This is a genomic window from uncultured Pseudoteredinibacter sp. (assembly GCF_947500695.1).
Taxonomy (GTDB): domain Bacteria; phylum Pseudomonadota; class Gammaproteobacteria; order Pseudomonadales; family Cellvibrionaceae; genus Pseudoteredinibacter.
On sequence record NZ_CANMSS010000004.1, the window covers coordinates 328,081 to 347,671 of the forward strand.

General features: G+C 43.5%; 16 protein-coding genes. 9 read left to right on the top strand and 7 right to left on the bottom strand.

Annotation, left to right across the window (positions count from 1 at the left end; all coding sequences use genetic code 11):
* The 3 genes from Q1A08_RS10205 (at nucleotide 1) to Q1A08_RS10215 (ending at nucleotide 2,009) form a co-directional block, all read left to right on the top strand.
* Nucleotides 1-489 (top strand): DUF3577 domain-containing protein, encoded by a 489-nt coding sequence (locus Q1A08_RS10205; RefSeq protein ID WP_299772465.1) that lies wholly within the window; start codon nucleotides 1-3, stop codon nucleotides 487-489.
* Between the two features lie 101 nt (nucleotides 490-590).
* Nucleotides 591-1,085: a DNA repair protein RadC gene (gene radC, locus Q1A08_RS10210; RefSeq protein ID WP_299772467.1), complete on the top strand. Its 495-nt coding sequence runs from the start codon at nucleotides 591-593 to the stop codon at nucleotides 1,083-1,085.
* Nucleotides 1,086-1,436: 351 nt separating this feature from the next.
* Nucleotides 1,437-2,009 carry a hypothetical protein gene (locus Q1A08_RS10215; RefSeq protein WP_299772469.1) on the top strand — a complete coding sequence of 191 codons (573 nt, stop codon included), beginning with the start codon at nucleotides 1,437-1,439 and terminating at the stop codon, nucleotides 2,007-2,009.
* Here the strand turns inward: Q1A08_RS10215 and Q1A08_RS10220 are convergent.
* The 4 genes from Q1A08_RS10220 to Q1A08_RS10235 all read right to left on the bottom strand — a co-directional run bounded on the left by Q1A08_RS10220 (nucleotide 2,006) and on the right by Q1A08_RS10235 (nucleotide 8,306).
* Nucleotides 2,006-2,539 carry an STY4526/YPO1902 family pathogenicity island replication protein gene (locus Q1A08_RS10220; protein ID WP_299772470.1) on the bottom strand — a complete coding sequence of 178 codons (534 nt, stop codon included), beginning with the start codon at nucleotides 2,537-2,539 and terminating at the stop codon, nucleotides 2,006-2,008. The genes Q1A08_RS10215 and Q1A08_RS10220 overlap by 4 nt on opposite strands.
* Before the next feature lie 122 nt (nucleotides 2,540-2,661).
* Entirely contained in the window at nucleotides 2,662-5,760 is a 3,099-nt protein-coding gene (locus Q1A08_RS10225) for an efflux RND transporter permease subunit (protein ID WP_299772472.1), read from the bottom strand.
* Nucleotides 5,757-6,938: an HlyD family efflux transporter periplasmic adaptor subunit gene (locus tag Q1A08_RS10230; protein ID WP_299772474.1), complete on the bottom strand. Its 1,182-nt coding sequence runs from the start codon at nucleotides 6,936-6,938 to the stop codon at nucleotides 5,757-5,759. The genes Q1A08_RS10225 and Q1A08_RS10230 overlap by 4 nt, the downstream gene beginning before the upstream one ends.
* 87 nt (nucleotides 6,939-7,025) lie before the next feature.
* Complete coding sequence (locus tag Q1A08_RS10235; RefSeq protein ID WP_299772475.1) at nucleotides 7,026-8,306, bottom strand: TolC family protein; 1,281 nt, start codon at nucleotides 8,304-8,306, stop codon at nucleotides 7,026-7,028.
* 490 nt (nucleotides 8,307-8,796) lie between these two features.
* On the opposite strand from Q1A08_RS10235, the gene Q1A08_RS10240 reads away from it, so the two are divergent.
* From Q1A08_RS10240 to Q1A08_RS10265, 6 genes are all read left to right on the top strand, one after another.
* Nucleotides 8,797-9,333 (top strand): PepSY-associated TM helix domain-containing protein, encoded by a 537-nt coding sequence (locus Q1A08_RS10240; protein ID WP_299772476.1) that lies wholly within the window; start codon nucleotides 8,797-8,799, stop codon nucleotides 9,331-9,333.
* Nucleotides 9,334-9,664: 331 nt separating this feature from the next.
* Complete coding sequence (locus tag Q1A08_RS10245; RefSeq protein WP_299772477.1) at nucleotides 9,665-10,138, top strand: DUF2271 domain-containing protein; 474 nt, start codon at nucleotides 9,665-9,667, stop codon at nucleotides 10,136-10,138.
* A gap of 3 nt (nucleotides 10,139-10,141) precedes the next feature.
* Nucleotides 10,142-10,969 carry a DUF4198 domain-containing protein gene (locus tag Q1A08_RS10250; protein ID WP_299772478.1) on the top strand — a complete coding sequence of 276 codons (828 nt, stop codon included), beginning with the start codon at nucleotides 10,142-10,144 and terminating at the stop codon, nucleotides 10,967-10,969.
* A 12-nt stretch (nucleotides 10,970-10,981) separates the two neighbouring features.
* The gene (locus Q1A08_RS10255; protein ID WP_299772479.1) at nucleotides 10,982-12,091 is read left to right on the top strand and encodes a DUF3500 domain-containing protein; all 1,110 of its coding nucleotides are present in this window, start codon (nucleotides 10,982-10,984) and stop codon (nucleotides 12,089-12,091) included.
* Between the two features lie 70 nt (nucleotides 12,092-12,161).
* A complete protein-coding gene (locus tag Q1A08_RS10260; protein WP_299772480.1) occupies nucleotides 12,162-12,536 on the top strand; it encodes a nuclear transport factor 2 family protein in 375 nt (124 codons plus the stop codon).
* Nucleotides 12,537-12,552: 16 nt separating this feature from the next.
* A complete protein-coding gene (locus tag Q1A08_RS10265) occupies nucleotides 12,553-14,070 on the top strand; it encodes a multicopper oxidase domain-containing protein (RefSeq protein WP_299772481.1) in 1,518 nt (505 codons plus the stop codon).
* Here the strand turns inward: Q1A08_RS10265 and Q1A08_RS10270 are convergent.
* The 3 genes from Q1A08_RS10270 to Q1A08_RS10280 form a co-directional block, all read right to left on the bottom strand.
* Nucleotides 14,057-15,229: an MFS transporter gene (locus tag Q1A08_RS10270; protein WP_299772482.1), complete on the bottom strand. Its 1,173-nt coding sequence runs from the start codon at nucleotides 15,227-15,229 to the stop codon at nucleotides 14,057-14,059. The genes Q1A08_RS10265 and Q1A08_RS10270 overlap by 14 nt on opposite strands.
* 60 nt (nucleotides 15,230-15,289) lie before the next feature.
* Nucleotides 15,290-17,347, bottom strand: coding sequence for a TonB-dependent receptor (locus Q1A08_RS10275; protein ID WP_299772484.1), 2,058 nt, complete (start codon nucleotides 17,345-17,347; stop codon nucleotides 15,290-15,292).
* A 93-nt stretch (nucleotides 17,348-17,440) separates the two neighbouring features.
* Nucleotides 17,441-19,576 (bottom strand): malate synthase G, encoded by a 2,136-nt coding sequence (locus Q1A08_RS10280; RefSeq protein ID WP_299772486.1) that lies wholly within the window; start codon nucleotides 19,574-19,576, stop codon nucleotides 17,441-17,443.
* Nucleotides 19,577-19,591 lie beyond the last annotated feature (15 nt).

Here is a 19,591-nt window from a genome sequence, read left to right on the forward strand (position 1 = left end):
ATGAGTAACAACGACAACAACACCCCAAGTGGTACCCAGCAACCGGCTCAATCCTCAACAGAGCAGAACCGGTACTTTAATCAGTACAGCAACGGCATTGGCTATATCAATGGTATTCGTGAATTTGGCGAAGAAGGTAAAGCCACCCGCTACGCGGCACAGATTTCGGTACTGCAGGGGTCAGTAGACGATGTGCACTACGAGTATCACGATCTCGTGATTTCATCCGAAACGGCCTTGGGTGTTTTGATGGAAAACCGACCGGCCATTGAAGACGAAAACCAGAAAGTTTTGTTGCGTTTTCATATGACCAATCCTCGTGCGAAGGGCTTTGTGTACAAACAAGGTGATAGAGCTGGGGAGATCGGTACTTCCATTGGTGGGTTTTTAACCCGGGTTATGTCGCTCAAAGTCGATGGCGAGTTGATCTATGAAGACACTCGTTTATTTGGTGAAGAGTCCGATGTAAGCCAGGCCGCTAACGCCTGATCCACCCCAACACAGCCAGACCGCCACGCGGCCTGGTTGCTTTTACCCTATGGGAACAGTGTTCCCATAGGAGCGGTGTTCCCTTCGCAAAGGAGAACGCCATGAATAATATGGTTGATTCTATTCAATATCCCAGCCAACAGAGCCTGAAAATAGATCAGGAAAATCGACTTATCGAAGAGGCTAAGCGAATTGTTTATCAGCGCACTCGACTTCAAGGTGATTGCTTTACTAGTCCCCATGCCGTTCGAGATTTTTTAAAGCTACAACTCGGTACTCAGCAAAATGAAGTATTTGCGGTGCTATTTTTGTCTTCTCAACACCAGTTGATCGAATACAAGGAGTTGTTTTTCGGTACGGTTGATTCTTGTTCAGTGTATCCGAGAGTAGTAATGAAAGAAGCACTAAAGTTTAACGCAGCGGCGGTGATCTTGGCGCATAACCACCCTTCACAGCGGCTAGACCCTAGCTGTGCTGATCGGGTTCTTACTACAAGAATAGTAGATGCTCTTTCGTTAGTGGATATAAAGGTCTTGGATCATATGATTGCAAGTCCAAACGAACTTTTTTCGTTCGCTGAACATGGCCTCATTTAAGGACTCCCCGCTTTAACGGCGGGGATTTTTACTATGACTTATTTAATACGACTTGTTTCTACGCTGTCTTGTAGTGTCAGTATGTTTCTAACCATAATGTTTGCGTTTCAGGTGTCAGCGCTAGGAACTGTTGAGAATGTCGAAAACATCTCTCTCGCGAAGGGGATTGTTATCATTGTTTCTATCCTTTTGGGGGTGAGTATTGATGCCAGTAAATACTTGTTTTGGTTGCATCGAAAACACACTTACGTTTACGCAAGGCTTGCTATAGGGCTTGCTTTATTCTCCTGGGTAGCATCTAGTTATTTCCTAGTGATGATACTCTTGAATGCTGAGGATGTTACCTGGAAAATGTCTGCTCGGTTTAACAATTCAAAGATTCAGGAATCAATACTGAAGAAAAAAATCGAAGCTAGAAATCTATTGTTAGAGCGGCGTCTATCTAGCGACTTTCATAAGCAGTGGGATAAGGCGGATTCTGATGCCAATACTCTATCAGCTCTAGGTGAAGAGTTGATGAGCCTCATGAAAGAGGAGGAGGACAGCAGAAAACAATTTAAGAAGGAGAATAGAGACTATATGTATGTCCTTGAGGCTTTTGGTATCGTAGTATTGTCGGTATTACTAGAGGTTAGTGCATTTGGATTAATTAGTTTGCAGCAAACCTTGTCTCTGAACGATGCCGATAGGAGTGGGTACAGTAAAGAATGGGATTATGACGCTGCGATGAAACTCCTGTACCAGGATGTTAAGCTTGGAAAGTGCCCCCCTGTCCTGAGAACTATTCGATCTTTGGGCTATGGTCTTAAATTGGACAAAATCAGACAGGTGTTGCGCGATCTCCATAAAGATGGCGTCATCCTACCGGCGACAAGAGGGTCGTTCCGTTTGTTGGATCGTGACCAAGCTTCGAAGCTTTCTTAATCAATGTGATCTTTTAATGATGTCCAAACAACGTGCAAGTCGAGCCCCGTTTTTTCTGCGGTACGTATGAATCGCTCCCGCTCTCTAAGGTTGGAAAATGACTGCCAGTGCTTCCAGACTGTGTGCTCTGTATTTTCATCCGTCAGGCGAGGGCGCCCACTTCCACTTCCAGCAAGATTAAGAAGCTTTCGGCGTCTGGAGAATTCGGTAGCGTGGATGCCAAACAGTCTTTTCATTAAACAAAGAGGTGCGCCATGTAAGAGGTATGTGTCCTCAATTTCTCGAGTGGTTGAGTGATCTTTTAGTTCGTTAATTTTGGATTTAAGAACATTGATTTTGAGAGATATATCTATGAAATTATGCGCTCTTTCTATAAGGAATCTTTGTTGACCTAATGTTAGATTTGAGAGCATGAAAATAAGGTCATCATCTAAATGGAAGCAGTTTTCTGAGGTGTGTGGATTTACTTCTATATGGGCAAGGAATTTTTTGGCTACGGAAGAGCAGAGAATTTTATTAATCGATAGCATGTTTGTTCCCTCAAGTGGTTTTTGTAAGCCACTGCATGCTATCGATTTTATTTGTATGATAACCCTGAAATATTTCCTAATAAAAGAGGAAAGTATTTTTGGCTTCGTAGCACCAGCATATTCTATTTGCTATCACGATTAAATAGTTGATCTACTACAATATATATTGATGGCAAAACAGTTAGGCAAATAAAGGTCGTGAATAGTATTCCAAACCCCAAGCTAACGGCCATAGGTATAACCATTTGAGCTTGTCGATCGGTTTCGAAGACCATTGGCGCGAGCCCTAAGAACGTCGTTACAGTTGTTAGAATGATTGGGCGAAAGCGCTTTATAGCGGCAGCTATAATCGCATCATGAGTTGAGCGGCCTTCATTTCTTTCTTTGTTCGCAAAGTCGGTCATGATCAGGCTGTTGTTGATGACGACTCCTGACAATGCCAATATCCCTTGAATACTAATAACGCTTAATGACTGCCCTAAGGCGAGGTGACCTAATAAAGCACCCACAGCAGCAAAAGGGATGATGCTCATCACAATAATGGGTTGAGAATAGCTCCTAAGTGGAATAGCTAAAGCTGCAAAAATGGCGAGTAGCGCGAGGCTGGTCCCAACTAGAAGGGCGTTCAATCCATCGCTGGTCTCTTCTTGATTGCCGCTAAATTTAATTGAAATACCCTGGTAGTTGGCTTGAATGATAGGAAATAGATCCAGTTTTATATTCTCCAAAATCAGGGGTAAGTCCTTATTATGCGAGGCTTTGACTGTTAATGTTTCGACCCTTAAATTATCGCGCCTCAGTATTTCGGTTGGTGATCGCGTTTGTCTAATATCCGCGATTTCCTTAAGTTTCATGAATCCACCAGAGGGTGTTTTCACCAGCAGGTTACTAATGTCTGATTGAGATGATCGGCTGTTCGCGTTATTGCGAACCAAGACTGTGACTTCGCTACTGAGTCTTTGTTGGCGAATTGCTCTACTTCCATAAAAAGCATTTCTTGCCTGACTTGCAATATCTGCGGATGTCAACCCAAGGGATCTCCCTCGATTATTTACTCGAATATCCCACTGTGGGATACCATCCGAAAAGCTACTTTTTATGTCGGTAACGCCATTCATTTTCCGAAGTTCGCTTTCTGCAAGCTGAATGGCTTGGGATAGCTGTCGGCCATCGCTGTGTTGAATTTCAAGTTCAATGGTGCTAGCGTTTCCTGGGCCGCCCCCTCGCTCTGCATCAAATTCTAGGCTGCGTACCATATCGATATCGCCCAGATCTTCACTCCATCGTCTAACGAGTTCATGTGAGCTGATTGGCCTCACTTCTGACGGTGTTAAGTAGAGGCCAACTTCTACAGTGGTCCCGTCAATTTCGGCTTGTCGACTTGCTAAAAGCTTATCCCCGCCAGAGCGTCCGACTGCGCTTAAAGCGGCTGATTCTAGTAGATCGCGAACCTGCTTTATCTGGCTCATTGAGGCATCGTTTGGAAGTTCAGCGGTAACGACAGCCCATTCCCCTTCGATTTCCGGATAGATTGAAAATCCCATTCGACCACTCAAGGCATAACTCAACGTGAGAACAGCGACGCCTAGTGACAACATTATTGCGACAGAGGGGTTAACTATACTGGCGCGAATAAAGGGCGTGTAACGCTGCTCGATGAATCGATCCAAGGCCTTACTAATTTTTGACTGCAACTTTTCCCAGCTGTTAAAAGATGGTTTTTTGTTGCTTGATGAGGTGTGAGATAGATGCGCAGGGAGAATGAAGAGTGCTTCAATCCAACTAATTAAAAAGCAAAGCAAAACTACGATGGGAGCGCTGCCGAACATTCGGCCCAGCTGGCCAGGCATTCCTACTAATGGTAAGAACGCTATAATGTTAGTAATGACCGCAAATGATAAGGGGACGCTAATCTGCTTAGCACCAATAACCGCAGCCTGAGAAAAGCTCATCCCCTTTTGTTGGTTTGCATAAATGTTTTCGCCCGCAATAATTGCATCATCTACAACGATTCCGAGGGCGATTATAAACCCGAAAAGGCTAATGACATTTATAGTAACGTTAAAGTATGGAAGAAATATGATGGCTCCAAGAAATGTTGTAGGTATGCCCATCACAACCCAAAAAGCCAACCTATGCTCCAAGAATAAGGCCAGGGTTATCATCACTAAGATGAGTCCGATGAAAGCGTTTTTAAGCAAAAGGCTTAAGCGTTGCGTATAGGTTTTTGCGTCATTGTCGGTTAAGGCAACATCTACGCTTGGTGGTAGTAACGCTCGAATCTTAGGGAGTGTATCTACATAGGCATCATAGACGTCAGTGGGGGTCTGTGAGTCAGTGCGAAATATATTCAGCAATACACCGTTTTTGCCATTAAATGTAACTAACTCATTTGTGTCTGCAAACCCTTCAGAAACGGTTGCTATATCGCGAAGTAGAATCGTATCTCCTGTATCGGAATATAGAATAGGTATAGTTGAAAACTGACTTGCCCAAAACTGACGGTCATTGACGCTTACAAGGATATTTCCCGATCGTGTTTTTACGGTACCTGATGATTGTTCGATTGAGTATGTGCGAATCCGGGCCGCAATTTCATCAAGTGTAATATTATATCGCTTTAGCATCTGAGGAGGGACATCAATATGTACTTCCTCAGCTGGCAAGCCTCTCATATCTACTTTTGAGAGCCTGTCATCCTCAAGGAGAAGCAGTCGTACGCCTTCCCCCAAACGTTTCATGTCAAATAGGGATAAGTCACCAAAAATTGCCAGTTCCAAAACCTCTACAGCTTCATGAGATAGGGAGACTTCTGGGCGCTCAATTTGATTTGGAAAGGTGGTGATTCTATCGATTGCCTGCTTTACTTCTTGGAAAGCGGTATTTCTATCAGCCCCGTCTTTGAGCTCCACTGAGACGCTGACACTCCCTTGTTGAATAGTAGACGTGGTTTTTTTAATAACTTCCATGCCTTGCAATGCATTTTCAATAGGCAGTGCGACGCCTTGTTCCATTTCGGTCGGTGTCGCGCCAGGGTATTCAATGGCGATATCAACAATCGCAGCTGACTCACTCGGGAGAAATTCCTTTTGTATGGTGTAACTGGTAAATAGACCTCCAATAATGAACAGTAGCATCAATAAATTGGGGGCTACTCGATGTTGAGCCATCCAGGAAATTGGTCCGCTGCTAGGCTTATCTGAAGAGGTTTGAGGGTTCATTGAGCTGCCCCTTCATCTAATGATTTGATCTTATCCTTAAAGATAGGTGAGACAAGCATGCCTTCCGTAGCGCCAACTAATTTTGATGTTAATACCTGAACGTTATCGAGTTGCGCAGCATTAATAAGAATATAGTCCCGGGCCCTATATATTGGGTCTGTTCTGATAAGTTTCAGTTTGTTTTTCGGCGTTATTGACCAAAAGGACAAGGTGTTGTACAACCAGTCGCGATTTAACTTTATAGAATCAACATTCATCGGGCTTTCTATGTGTACATCAACGTACTGGTTGATCATCAAAGCGACGGATGATTTTTTCGCCTGGGAAGGCGATAATTCGATTAAGATTTCAGCTTGCCTGTCTTCAATGCGTAATTGGCCTAGTTTGCTAAGCAGCTTTCCATTGATATATGTACCTTGGGGCCATGAAGGGTGGCCAATGCTAATTCTACTTTTATCTGTCACCCATGCAATTTCATCTAAGTCTAAAGTGACTTTCAGCCAATAAGCGCGAGTGTCAATCAGTTCGAATAGGGGACTCCCTTCGGTTACATAGTTACCAAGGTCTTGTTGTCTGGATTTAATGATTGCGGTAAGCGGGGCAGAGATTCGAGTTCTGTCCAAATCCAGATTAGCTTTTTTTAAAGATTCACGTGCCTTTTTGACATTTTGTTGAGCTATTGCTAACTGGGGCTTTCTAAGGGCAAGATCGCTACTCTCGAAACTGGACAACTCAGACGCAATTGCTACCTCGCTTTGAGCGAGCTTTACCAGCCCTTTTTCAATTTCTAACTCCGCTAAGGCTTTCTCTAAGTCGGCTTCGGCTTGCTCCTTTGCTAGCTCATAATCTTGGGGGTCGATTAATGCGAGTGTTTCACCTTTACTGACAAGTGTTCCAGGGGTTGAAGACTCAGAAAGGTCCATTATCTCGCCAGAAACTCTCGCTGAAATTTTCGATAGCTGAGAGGGTATTATTAGTCCACCGGTTTTTATTACGACCGAATGTCTGTGAGGCTCCAGTTTTTGGGCGACAACCTTCTTAGCTGATTCTGTTTGGGGCGCGTCCTCAGATATATCTGCAGGTGTGCTTAAGAAATAGTATGACGCTAGTGAGGCTGCTACTAACATCAAAGCCGATGTCAAAACAGAGTTTTGACGTAAATCAGTCCCATTTTTCATGTTGTGCATTTATTCCAGGTTGGATTTTAAAATGATGCCAAAAGTCAGGAATCAACTGTCTACAAATTTTTTGAGGTTTTAACCTTGCTATTCAAGCTTGTCGCCTCTTGAAATTAATTCGTAGATGTCAGGACCTGAGGATACGGATCGAAAGAAGTTGATTCTTCTTTCGATCCAGTTAAGCCGAGTGTCCAATAGAGTTTTTTGTATTGAAGATGTCCTTCGTTGTGTGTCAAGGACATCCTCAAAGCGTATTAGGCCACTTTGATATTCTTGTACTTGCATACGCTCAAGCTGTTTCAGTATGCCTAGTTCTTCTTCAATCTGTACGACGGTAGACTGTCGGTCTAGGTCCCAGCGAATTGAGTTGATTATTTCTACCGAAGCAGCTTGTACGGAGTTTTGATAATTATGTATAGCTTGGTTCATTTTGCTGTGCGATATGTTTGTTTCCGCCTTTCGATGTCCGCCATCGGTAAGTGGAAGTAATATGCTGCCAGTAATCTGGGTTAAGATCGATCGATAGGCATCACCAGAAAATACAGAGCTAGCTGTCAGGTTCAAGTTAGGGTATCGATTTAACGCCGTAGCTTTTAAAGCTGATTTGCTGGCGTTCAATAGGGCAAGGTTTTTTTCGACATCGGGCCGGTCAATAATCTGTCCTGGGCCGACCTTATAATGTGTTATAGAGACTAGGTGAGGGAGTGCTTCTTCTTTTGGAATTGGCAGGTTTTCCGGGAGCTCATTTATCCAGAGGGCTAGGTTTGTGCGAGCCAGATTCCTGTCTGTCTCGATAGAGATTCGAGTGCGGTTGAGCGACTTTAACAGCTCTTTTTCCTGTAAGATGGCCGACGATCTCTGCTGTCCTACTGAGTAGCGTAGCTCGGCTAACGACAGCCGTTTTTCCGTATCGTTAATTTGCTTGTCTAGAAGTTTGAGGCCCTCTTTTGCCGCAATCCAGCGGTACCAATGTGTTGTGACATTACTTGCAATGGTATTGGCTTGTATTTTTACTTCTTCAATGCTGGCTTGATAGTTCCATAATGACTCTGCTTCAAGAGCGGAAAGCCTGCCCCAGAGATCTATTTCATATTTCACGTCAAGAGTGACGTCTTTACTGGTAGAGCGTTGAGAGCTGGATGCTTTCTCAACTCCAGTATTTAGACTGAGATCTACCAAGGGTGCCTTTAAGGCGGTCTGTTGCTTAAGTATAAGCCGGCTTTGCTCTACTGATTCTAGTGTGCTGCCTAGGCTGTGGTTTTGTTTGAGAGCCTTTTCAATTAATGAATCTAGTGTGCTATCACTAAATTCACGCCACCATGCTAATTTAGGGGTTAAATTTCCAGTTTGAGGTAGTTCTTGTGTCAACTTAATTTCAGGCTCTTCCCCCAAGTTTAAAGTCGAACAACCGGATAAGAATAGTATGATTGTCAAAGCTAATAAGTGTAAGTTTGCTTTCATTGTCTGCCTAGGGTGAAAAAGCTCGATTTTGAATGGTCATTCAGGACATCTCTAACTTCGATATTCTACAGTCTTGTTTGTGACTTATTCGTTCACCTTGCAGAGGTGCCACGTCTGAAGGATTTGCATATGTGTGAGTGGCCTCGGTTTGGTATGTGCCTTGTAAGCTTGGGGTTTTACCTTTGTTGTGACTCGTTGTTGACTTGGGGGCGTCTATCGCAGCACCAATGTTTTTATGGGGGCTGTTCTTTTATTGCAGGTTAGCGGCTAAGAAACGGGTGGGTTCTAAGAAGTTATTGGGGGGGCTGCGACTTTTCCTAGTGTCTGCTCGTGAGCGAATAAGTCACAAACGCACGGATATAATCGACCGACGATAAAAATTACAGTTGGTTTTTCTATGAGTCCCCGTTTACTGAGATCTATACATACCTATTCGTCGCTTATCGCTTTTTTCCTACTGATTTTGTTTTCTCTAACTGGTGTGATGCTCAATCACCCTGAAGTGTTTGAGCAGGAGCCAGAGAGCGCTGTTAGGCAGTTTTCCTTGGAAGAAGGTTATGACCCTGTTATTACCTTTTTAAAGGGGCAGGGTGCTGGCAGGGTATCGAGGGGGGACCTAGAAGGCCTCAGTCCCGGTGATATTTTCGAGCACAAGACTCCAGGTATGAGTGTGGCGGTTGTCCTTTTGCCCGATAGAGGGGTCGAGGTGGAGCTGACTAATTACGGGGTTGTGGGTTTTATTACAGATCTTCATAAGGGGCGCCAGGCGTCACAATCGTGGCTGATTTTTGTGGATGTGATCAGTCTCTTCATTGTGCTCATGTGTTTGACTGGTGTGTATATAAGCCTTACTTCCATGCTAAGAAAGAAGCAAAGCATGGTTATCTTGACTCTTTCCTTGCTTTTGATGAGTGCATTCATGGTTTTCGCATGATTAGTCTTCTGTGTTCCATTATCTGTAGGTGGAGGCTTCATGAGGGCAAGAAGTTTCTATCAAACATTTAAACCTAATGGTCGAGAGTTACGAATAGGTCACAAAACCTACCATACAATCTTCTTAAAGAGTGTATATGTCTGCTTTGTAGTTTGAGGGCAGTTTCAAGATGTCTGTAATCGGGGAATTCGGCGTTCGACCTAAATGGCATACTTTTTGTAGCCTGGAGGGGCTGGTCCTCCCCTTGCCCTATTGAGCTTCTGTAGCCATATGGTACTCAAAATATCGAATTAATTGTGTCGTATTCATGTTCTAAAAACGAGTATTGAAGATGTTTAAGTCTAGTTTAGTGGCCATTCTTGGGTTGTTGTTGTCTTCAGGTTCCTACGCGACTGATGTGTTTGATGTGGATTTAGAGCTCAAGAAGCACTCTGGAAAAGCTGAAAAGCCGTATGTCGCGGTCTATGTAGAGCATCCCGGGAAACGGTTCAGTCCGTTGTTTGTATGGAGAGATAAATACAAGTGGGTTAGGGATCTCAAGGGGTTTTGGCGAAATATTGCAAGACGAAATAAAGCTGATGTTGACGCAGTGACCTCCGCAACTCGACGGGCCGGTGCTTACAGCATTAATGATATCGGTTGGGATAAAGGGGCGATTTCGGCTTTCATTATCGAGGTGGCGAGAGAGCATGGGGACTATGAACGATTGCGTGTCGATATGACTGAAGGCAAAGGTGATGCCTTTTGTGCTTATGGGAAATTGGAAATAAATAAATTTTGTGTTCAAGAGAAACAGGAAAAGTAATTTATGTTTAATAGACAAAGAAAGGTTTGCAATTTTGTTTTTGGAGCTATTCTTGGTTTGAGCTCGGTGGGCTCCTACGCTCATGATGTTTGGATCAAGCCTGACTCCTATAGAATGTTCAGTGATGAGCAGACTCGATTTTCATTCGACGTTTCACGGTCAGCCGAGCCTTTTGTTGCAGAGTCAAATCATAATGTTAAATCTTTGATGGTTTTCGGTCCAGGTGGCGGAGTTACTCTCCATAACCCGGATTTTTCTGGGGAAACTAAAGAAGTTTTTGAGGTAGGTTTTAATAAATACGGAACCTATTTTCTAAAGGCCAAGGATACGCAAGTATTTTTAAGCTTTTATGAAGATAAAAACGGAAAAGAACATAAAATACGAATGGCTAAAGATGAGAAGGGTAAGCTTCCGGCGGGAGCTACGCTTGTCAAAACTATCGAGAAAGTAATGTCGAGTGAGTCATACGTAAGCTTTAACGCTATCACGAAAATTGAACCCGTAATTAAGGATAAAGGTATTACAATTGTACCTTTAACTCACCCAAATGAAATAGAGCTGGGTGAGCCTGTTAAATTCAAGATATATTTAAATGGCGCCCCTCTAGAGGATGGTGAAGTCGCGTTAAAAAGTAATGGTGGCCAGTATTACGGGGATGAGATTGAAATAGAGTTGGAAGGCGCTAAGGGTGGCGTCTATGAGTTTGAAGTGGATAAGCCTGGTGCATATATTTTGGGTGTTGAGTCTCAGTTTGAACTTAAGAATGACAAGAAAGCCGACTTTAGATCAATTGAAACATTTCTTACCTTTGATGTTCAGTCCCAACAATAAAGAGAGTTTACTATGAGAAAATATGCAAGTATTTTTGCTGTTTGTTTGGCAAGCAGTACACCGTTCGTTTATGGCCACGGGAATGTGCTTGATCATTCTCACCCGTCAAGTTCAGCCTCACAAATGACGGCAGCTGGTACAAACTTTGTGAAGAGCCTTAGTGACGAACAAAGAAAATCAATGATTCTTAATTTTAAGAATGATAAAGAAAGAACCTATTGGACAAATGCACCTGTAGATTCACAGTCTCGGAATGGACTTCCAATCGGTCGTCTAAGTATTGAGCAGCGATTTTTGTTGCATGACTTACTGATGGCATCTACAAGTTCGCAAGGGTATCAGAAAATTTGGGCGGCTGTACGAGGTGATGATGAGCTTAAAAGAGAAGGTGAAAACCGAGAACTGAAAAGCACGAAATTCTTTACCAAAAATCGAAGTCTAGGTGCGATGGACTACTGGGTTTCCTTTTACGGCAGCCCTCTTAAAGATAAAAGTTGGTCATATATGATTACAGGTCATCACCTAGCGGCTAACTTTACCATCGTTGATGGAAAAGTTACTTTTGTGCCAATGTTCTATGGATCTGATCCGGATAGAATTTCACAAGGTGCCCACGCTGGTCATAAATTCCTGGCTCAAGAACGAAATCGAGGTTATGAGTTCCTAGCTAGCCTATCACCAAAGCAGCAGAAAGTTGCGATTGTTGCAGATGAATATCCTAAGAATAAATTTGGTGCCGTGGACTTTGCGGGGCCTGGAAAGAAGGATGCGAAGCGAGAGTATCGCGGTATTTCATGGTCGCAATTGGATGATGTTCAAAAGCAGCTGTTTTGGCAATTGGTTAAAGAGTATGTAGAAAATGCTGATTTCGATGTGGCTCAAAACCAGCTAGACAAAATCCAACATGACGGGTTAGAAAAACTCCACTTTATGTGGATGGGACCGAAGGATGGTAGTGAGAAGGTTTTCTTTCGCGTTCATGGGCCGTCAATCCTAATCGATTTTGTGGATCAACGAACAGGCTTTGATTGGAATACTCACCCACATACTATTGTACGAGATCCAAACAATGATTACGGACAGAATTGGCTGAGCCGTCATATTGAAGAGTTCCATAAGTAGTATGCTTCGGCTGTCTTGTGTTTTGCTGGTTATGCTCCTGCTAGGAGCATGCCAGCATTCAAGTGTATCTATGTCGGTCGCTGATCAGATCAAGGCAGTGGAAGCCTTGAGAACAAAACTGATGATCGGAGGTGATGCTGATGCATTGGCCTCTATAATGAGTGATCGCTTGGTTCATATCTCTACAACGGGAACTGTACGTAGCAAGGAGGAATATATAGATCTTGTTCGGCAGGGGGATGCAGAGTTTTTAAAATTCTCTGTTGACTCAATGGTTATTCGTCAATTTCATGATCATGTTATTGTGACTGGCCACTATACAAACTTAGAAAAATACCATGGAGCGGTTCTGCCGATAAAACACGGAGTCTTTACCCGAGTGTATGAAAAACGTCGTGGTCAATGGATATTGTTATCTCATCAGGCGACGAAAACAAATCACTAATCTTGAGATTTCATACATGTATATTATAAGAACCTTCGCCGGTAGGCTTTGTAAACCGGCTTTTCTGCTGCTTGTATTGGGCGGTTTGAACTCCTGCGGATTGGGGGTAGATACTGCTAGTGTTTTCAACCCCTTAGCCATCCCTCCTCTCATTGATAGTCGCGAGCATGCAGCGGCTATCAATATGTATATTCAAGAAGGAGAGCATGAATTCTATAAAGGCGTGAAGAGTAAAACTCTCGGCTTTAATGGTGATTACTTGGGGCCCACTATTCGATTGTATAATGGTGATGATGTCAATGTTCGTTTTTATAACCAATTAAAGGATGCTACGACTGTACATGGTCATGGTTTACATGTGCCAGGAAGTGTTGATGGTGGGCCGCAATCACGTATCAACCCAGGTGAGGTATGGGATATAACTATTCCTGTGCGCCAGGAGGCTTCAACGAATTGGTATCACCCTCATTTGATGGGGAAAACCGCCGAGCATGTTCATGCAGGGTTGGCAGGTATGTACATCGTTGAGGACAAAAATTCCCTTTCGATCGATTTGCCTCGTGAGTATGGTGTTAATGATGTGCCTCTTGTTGTGCAGGATCGCAGTTTCATAAATGGAAAGATGAAAGAATACCAGATCGATGGGCAGGCTATGATGGAAGGGCTTAGAGAAGATACTCTGGTCGTGAACGGAACATTGGACCCTGAGTTCTCAGCAAAGAAAGGCTGGTTGCGCTTACGAATACTGAATGGCTCAAATGCTCGCTCATATGAGTTTTACTTATCTTCAGGCGCGGACTTCTTTAAAGTCGCGACGGAAGGCGGGTTTCTAGACGCGCCGGTAGCACTGTCCTCAATAGTGATGGGGCCAGGAGAGAGGAACGAGATCTTAGTGGACCTGCGCCAAGGAGATTCAGTTGATTTGATGGCCCGTTTTCTAAATGTCGAGAGAAACGCCATATGGGATAATTTCACGCCTTCTCATAGAGTTCTGCATATCAATAATACAGGTGCAGTTGGCGAGTTTATTGGTGATCTACCTAAGAAAATGAACTCAATAGAATTTTATTCTAAGTCAGATGTATCGGTTGTCCGAAGTTTTGAGTTGGATATGGGCATGGATGGTGAAGGGGGCATGGATGGTGAAGGGGGCATGGATGGTGAAGGGGGCATGGATGATATGAATATGGAGGGTATGTTTCATCCTTTTTCAATTAACGGACAGACAATGAAGTTAAATGTGATAAATGAAAGGGTAGAAAAAGGAAAATTAGAACTGTGGAGAGTGAATGGCGATGGAATGGACCACCCATTTCACATGCACGGTACTTCTTTTCAAATATTATCACGCAACGGTTCTTCCCCGGAACTGGCAGATCAAGGGTGGAAAGATGTTGTTATGGTTGGGGAGGGCTGGACGGAATTATTGCTAAAATTCGAGCACGAAGCTACGGATGAATTCCCTTATATGTATCACTGCCATATTCTTGAGCATGAGGATGGCGGAATGATGGGGCAATTCACGGTGAAGTGAGTCGTTGGTATTTAACGATTACTATGAGAAGGGCTATTTGTAACCCTGTTGCCAATAGAAGCCCTTCTTTAAAATCAGCTAGTCCCGACTCAAGGCGCATTGCCATTAGCTGAGAAATAATCGATGCAGCAAGGAGTTGGGACGAACCTAGAATAGAGGATACTGTTGATGAGTAATCTCTGTTTTCCTCTAATACTAGTGCGATTAAATTTGGTGCCACTATTGCGCGACCGAAAGCGTATAGTCCCAGCAGGCTGAATATCATGAGAGGTGCTTGGCTTGTGAGCGCTAACATGAGAATTTCTGATAAGACGCAAATAACTCCGCCTACTATTATAAGATTCTTTCCTTCAAGGTGATGGCTGGATTTCATGGAAAGGTAACCCCCAAAAGCGATTGAGGATGCAACTAATACGTAATACGTGTTGTAGTCACTATTTTCTGTTAGTTGTTTGATATTGATTACTGCTGGAAGTGTACTGTATAGGGTGAAATAGATCGCCCCTAGAATAGTATGATATAAAGCGTAGTAAATGATTACCTTGCTAAAAACTATCGCACTTTTGCTTCGTGTCACTTTATTTAGTTTAGGCTTCGCTAGGCTTTTAATGGGTGAAAGGTGCTCCGCTGCGAAAAGAAGACCTGTTCCCAAGATCGCCAAAGTGAAGAATATACCTTCCCAGCCATAGACTCTCGATATTAGCTCTCCGGCTATCGGCGCTAATACAGGTGCTGAGGCATTGATACTTGTTAGTAGACTCAATTTCTGTCTGGCTTGTTTAATCTTGTAGCTATCAATAATGATACTTCTGCTAAAAAGCAAGCCTACACTTGCTCCAAAACCTTGGAAGGAGCGACTGACAATTAGGTCGTTCAGGCTTTCTGCGAACAGTGACAGAATGCATCCGCATGTATAGATGAATAAACCTATTTTTAGTAGCTTTAATCGGCCTTGTCTATCTGAGAGCCAACCCATTACAATTTGTCCAATAGCTACAAATAACAGGTAGGTAGAGTAAAGGAGATGACTGTCTGAGCTGCTTACATTCAGTGTGCTGGCAATTAGAGGTAAGGCAGGCACAATAATATTTAGACTGAAGTTTCCGATTATGCTTATTAGGCATAATATTATTAAAGATGGCGGCTGTGTATTTTTCATAAAAAAAGCTGAACCAACGGGGGGAAGGTTCAGCTAAAGCTCTCTTTTGGAGATGGAGATCTAAAATTTATAATCAAACGCTAAGTTGAAGCTGCGGCCTGCTTCGTAGTATTTCTCTGGACGCTCTTCATTATAGGTTCTGATAGTGTAATATTTGTTCGTAAGGTTGGTGGCGCTCAAATTAAACGCTAAGCCAGGGACATTTTCAGGCTCATAACGCATACTCCAATCTAGCGTGGTCCAAGACTTCGCCGATTGATCAAATTTGGAGGGCAGTGTTCCATATTCGATAGGGGCGCCACGCGAGGCAGAATACCAGCCTTCGACTGGAACTCGATGATTTTTAAATGCATGTATTAAGCCGATTCTGCTTGAGATTTCGTTGCTTATATTCCAATCAAAAGAAAGTCTAATCTTGTCTGATGGCATGTCAAACAAGTACTGTCCAGATAACTTATCTTGGCCTTTGGTTTGGCCATAACTAGCGCTTATAAGATAGTCAGAAAAGGAATAATCTGCTTTAGCCTCCAGCCCGGACAATTTCACAGAATTAGCGTTGATGAAAGTGCCGTCTGGAAAATCTGGGTCCGTGTATTCTTTGGTGATAAAATCAGCAATATCGTTTCTAAATATGTTCAGTTTTAGACTGAGTTTATCGGAGTTTGTCCAGACGTTTGTTGTAGTAAAGTGAGCCCCGACCTCTTTATTTTTGGATTTCTCTGGTTTTAAGTTTGGATTGGGTTGAAAGCCTCTACCTTCGATAAATAGCTGACTAATCCTTGGCGAGGTAAGGGCCTCATTATAAGCCGCATAGAGGTTTAACCCTGATATTGCCTCCCAGCTTAACCGCAAGCCTTTTGATAGTTGTGTTTCCCAACGAATATCGCGACCAACAGCAACACCGCCGAGCTCGGCATTTTCAGAAACAATGCCCAATCTATCGTATCGCAAGCTGGGGAGTATTCGGATGTTATCTGTGATCTTCCAGTCAAATACGGAAAACAGTGCTCGGCGCTTGATTTTCGCATTGGGGGCATGCTCTACATCGGGTGTTTCAACACCATCTAAAAATAATTTGTGGTTGAGTTGATCCTCATAAACTTCCAGCCCAAGGCTAAAGCTATTATCTCCCAGGCTTGAGTAGTTAACAGAGCTAAGACCTGTAGTGGTTATTTTATCTTCCGTGATATTTACTGGCGTTGTTTCACCTTCGTCAAGGAAAGAAGGTGTAAATACAGTGTATTTGGTCGTATTTCTATAAATACTAGATTCTATGTTGATTAGGTCATTACCCGGGGCATAGCTGTGTGAAACAACTAAATTGCTTGCCTTCCTATCTCTGTGGCCGATCTCCTCACGCGTGCGGTAATCTCGACCGTCAAAAAGTACCATGCTTGCTTCGAGTTGGTGATTTTCATTGAGCTCCCAATTAGCTTTGAGGAGACCTGATTTAAAATCTCCTGATGAAAATGGAATTGTTGTACCGTCGCCAAGTTCGCCGTTATTCATTTTACTGTAGCTGTAATTACCCAGCAGCCCGAAGTTGTTGTCCATCTTTCCGGCCAGCGTTGTGGAAATCAGGCGCTGAGCATTATTGGAACGGTAGGCGCTATGTATTTCACCACCGAAGTCACTGTTCGGCTGTAAGATATCATCTGCAGATTTTGTTCGTAATCGTACCAGTCCACCGGCAGCGCCACTGGAGCTTCCATTTACGATGTCTATCTCTTTTAGTAATGTTGGGGGGATAGTCCAACTACCGCTTTTGACGTCGTAGTGATTGTATCGGGCGCCGTCAATGGTGGTGGCAATGTGTTGTTGATCTAATCCACGTATGCTTATATTTCGGGACATCGGATTATTGTTGTCTCCTAAAATATCTATATTGGGCAGCGTCTTGATTAGGTCTGGTATCCACGTTGCCTGATTTTTCTTGAGTTCCGCACTGTCGAGTGTGTTGATAAACTGAGCATTGGCAACCGGGTCTTGTTCTCCAATAACGACCACAGTCTCAATCGCGGGACGTTTGGAGTTTTCATTGGCTTGTTTTTGAGCGTATGCTGCGTTTGAAGCAATTACGCCTGCAACTGCTAGTGCCATATAGCTATGTTTGTGCATGGTTCCCCTCTTGATAATCTAAGTGATATTGATTATCGTTAAGTTTAACTGCCGGTTTGTGACTTAATCGTCACTTGGGGTGCCCAAATCTTTTCAGTCTTGGCTCTTCGCTCTCTTTCTGAATTTGTGGAGAACTTCTTCTGTGTAGCCATTGGTGGTGGTAGAAGCTTCTTTTATTAGAGCCCAGGCCGCTTTATAAGCAAGTGAAGCCTTTCCATCACTTGTTAAGGGAATATAGCCCGGTGTGTGTTGGTTTTGTTCGTCTACTAATTTGGCCATATGGTCGAACTCTTCTAGTATTTGTGCTTCACTAATGACCTTGTGGAGTGACCAGTTGGCGATATGTTGGCATGAAATTCGTAACGTTGCTTTATCTTCCATCAGCTCAATACCCATTAGGTCGGGCACTTTGGAGCAACCTAGACCGTGGTGTACCCATCTGACAACATAGCCCAAGATTCCTTGTAAGTTATTCCTGAGTTCAAAGTTTATTTCGTCCTTGGTAAGAGTGTCGGGGTTTGCGAGTGGCAGGTGACAGAGGTTCTGGGCAGATGAAGGGCTTCGTTTTAAATGGGCGATTTGATGTTCAATCGCGTCGTAAAGGTGGTAGTGCAGGGCGTGTATTGCTGCAGCTTTGGGAGAGGGAACCCAGGCGGTGCTGGCTCCCGATTCAATTTGTTCCCACTTTTCCTCCCATAGTGATCTTAGCGCATCGGGTTGGGCCCACATTCCTTTGCCAATTTGAGCTGTACCTAAAAAACCACAACGAAGAGCGGTGTGGACATTTCGCTCTTCATAGGTTTTAAGCCACGTAGAACTTTTCATTTGTGATTTGAGAACTACTGGCCCAGCATGACTTGTAGTGTGGATCTCGTCTCCGGTTCGGTCTAGGAACCCTGTGTTGATAAATACAATTCGATCTTTGAAGCTGTAAATACAATTCTTGAGATTCAGGCTGGTTCGTTTTTCTTCATCCATCATTCCCACTTTGATGCTTAGATGAGGTAGTCCTAAATATCGTTCGATGTCGGTATAAATATCATTGCATATTTGGGCTTCTATGGAGCCGTGAAGCTTCGGGCATACGAGGTAAGTCGCACAATTTTCAGAATTCTTGAATGTGGTTATTGTGGTTTCGTTGGTTCGAGATATACATGTTGCGATGTAGGCATCGATCAGAAGTTCGCAAACTTCCTGTCCCTTACTGTTTAGTATAGCTGGGCTTGTCATGTGTAAGCCGGTTGTGCGCAGCAACATTAGGCTTCTGGCTTTTAGGGTAATTGGCAGGTTGCTTGGATCTTTGATGCTAATATCTGGTACGAGTTTTCGAGTGTGCTCGGAGCCATTTCTCTTGACAGTTTCTTGCAGTGTGCCATTCATTAAACCGAGCCAGTTCCTATAGATTTTAACCTTATCTTCGCTGTCGACCGCGGCCACCGAATCTTCACAGTCCATAATGACAGTAGTTGCTGACTCGACTAGAACATCGTTGATAAGCATCTCACTGGATTCTTGCAGCTCGATGATCAGCTTGAGTTTGTTTTTCTCTAGAACGATCTTGGAGGGAGACCCTGGCGACCCATCGAAGCCTGTGAACAGAGTGTGTTCGCAGAGCTTAGTACGCTCCCCGGATTTGTCTACAGCAATAAGCTGCTGGTCTATGATTTGGTACTCTTTAACGTCACGATGTGACTTGAACCCCTTAAGTGGGGCAATTTTGTCTAGATGAGTAGTTATGAATGAATATATCTTTTCATTTGTCGTTTCGGGTGAGCCGTTTGTGCTGGGGTTATTAATAATATCGCTGTTTGCCAAAATGTTCTTAAGGCTTTGCCAACGACCATTTGCAGCATTTAGTGCAAACCTTGCGTTAATGAGTGGGACGACGAGTTGTGGGGCCGGTATAGTGAACTCAGGGTCTACATGCTGAGGTGTGATAGAAAAGTCATCTACCTCCGATTCATAGAACCCAGAACGACTAAAGTAATCCAGTTGAGCTTGCGGAGTCGGTAGCGGGCGTTGACGAAACAGGTCTCGCATCGAGATTTCATGTCGTTTTCTTGTGTCTAGGCATCGTACTATATGCTTGGTATGTGTTTCTATGAGCGAAGACAAGCCGGCCCAAAATCTGTCACTATCGATTTCACTTTTGGGGATGACTTCATTTTCGATGAAATCAGAAAGTGCATGATGTACTTTTATCGTGTAGGTCGGTTTGTATTCGGTCATATTCTTTTATTTTTT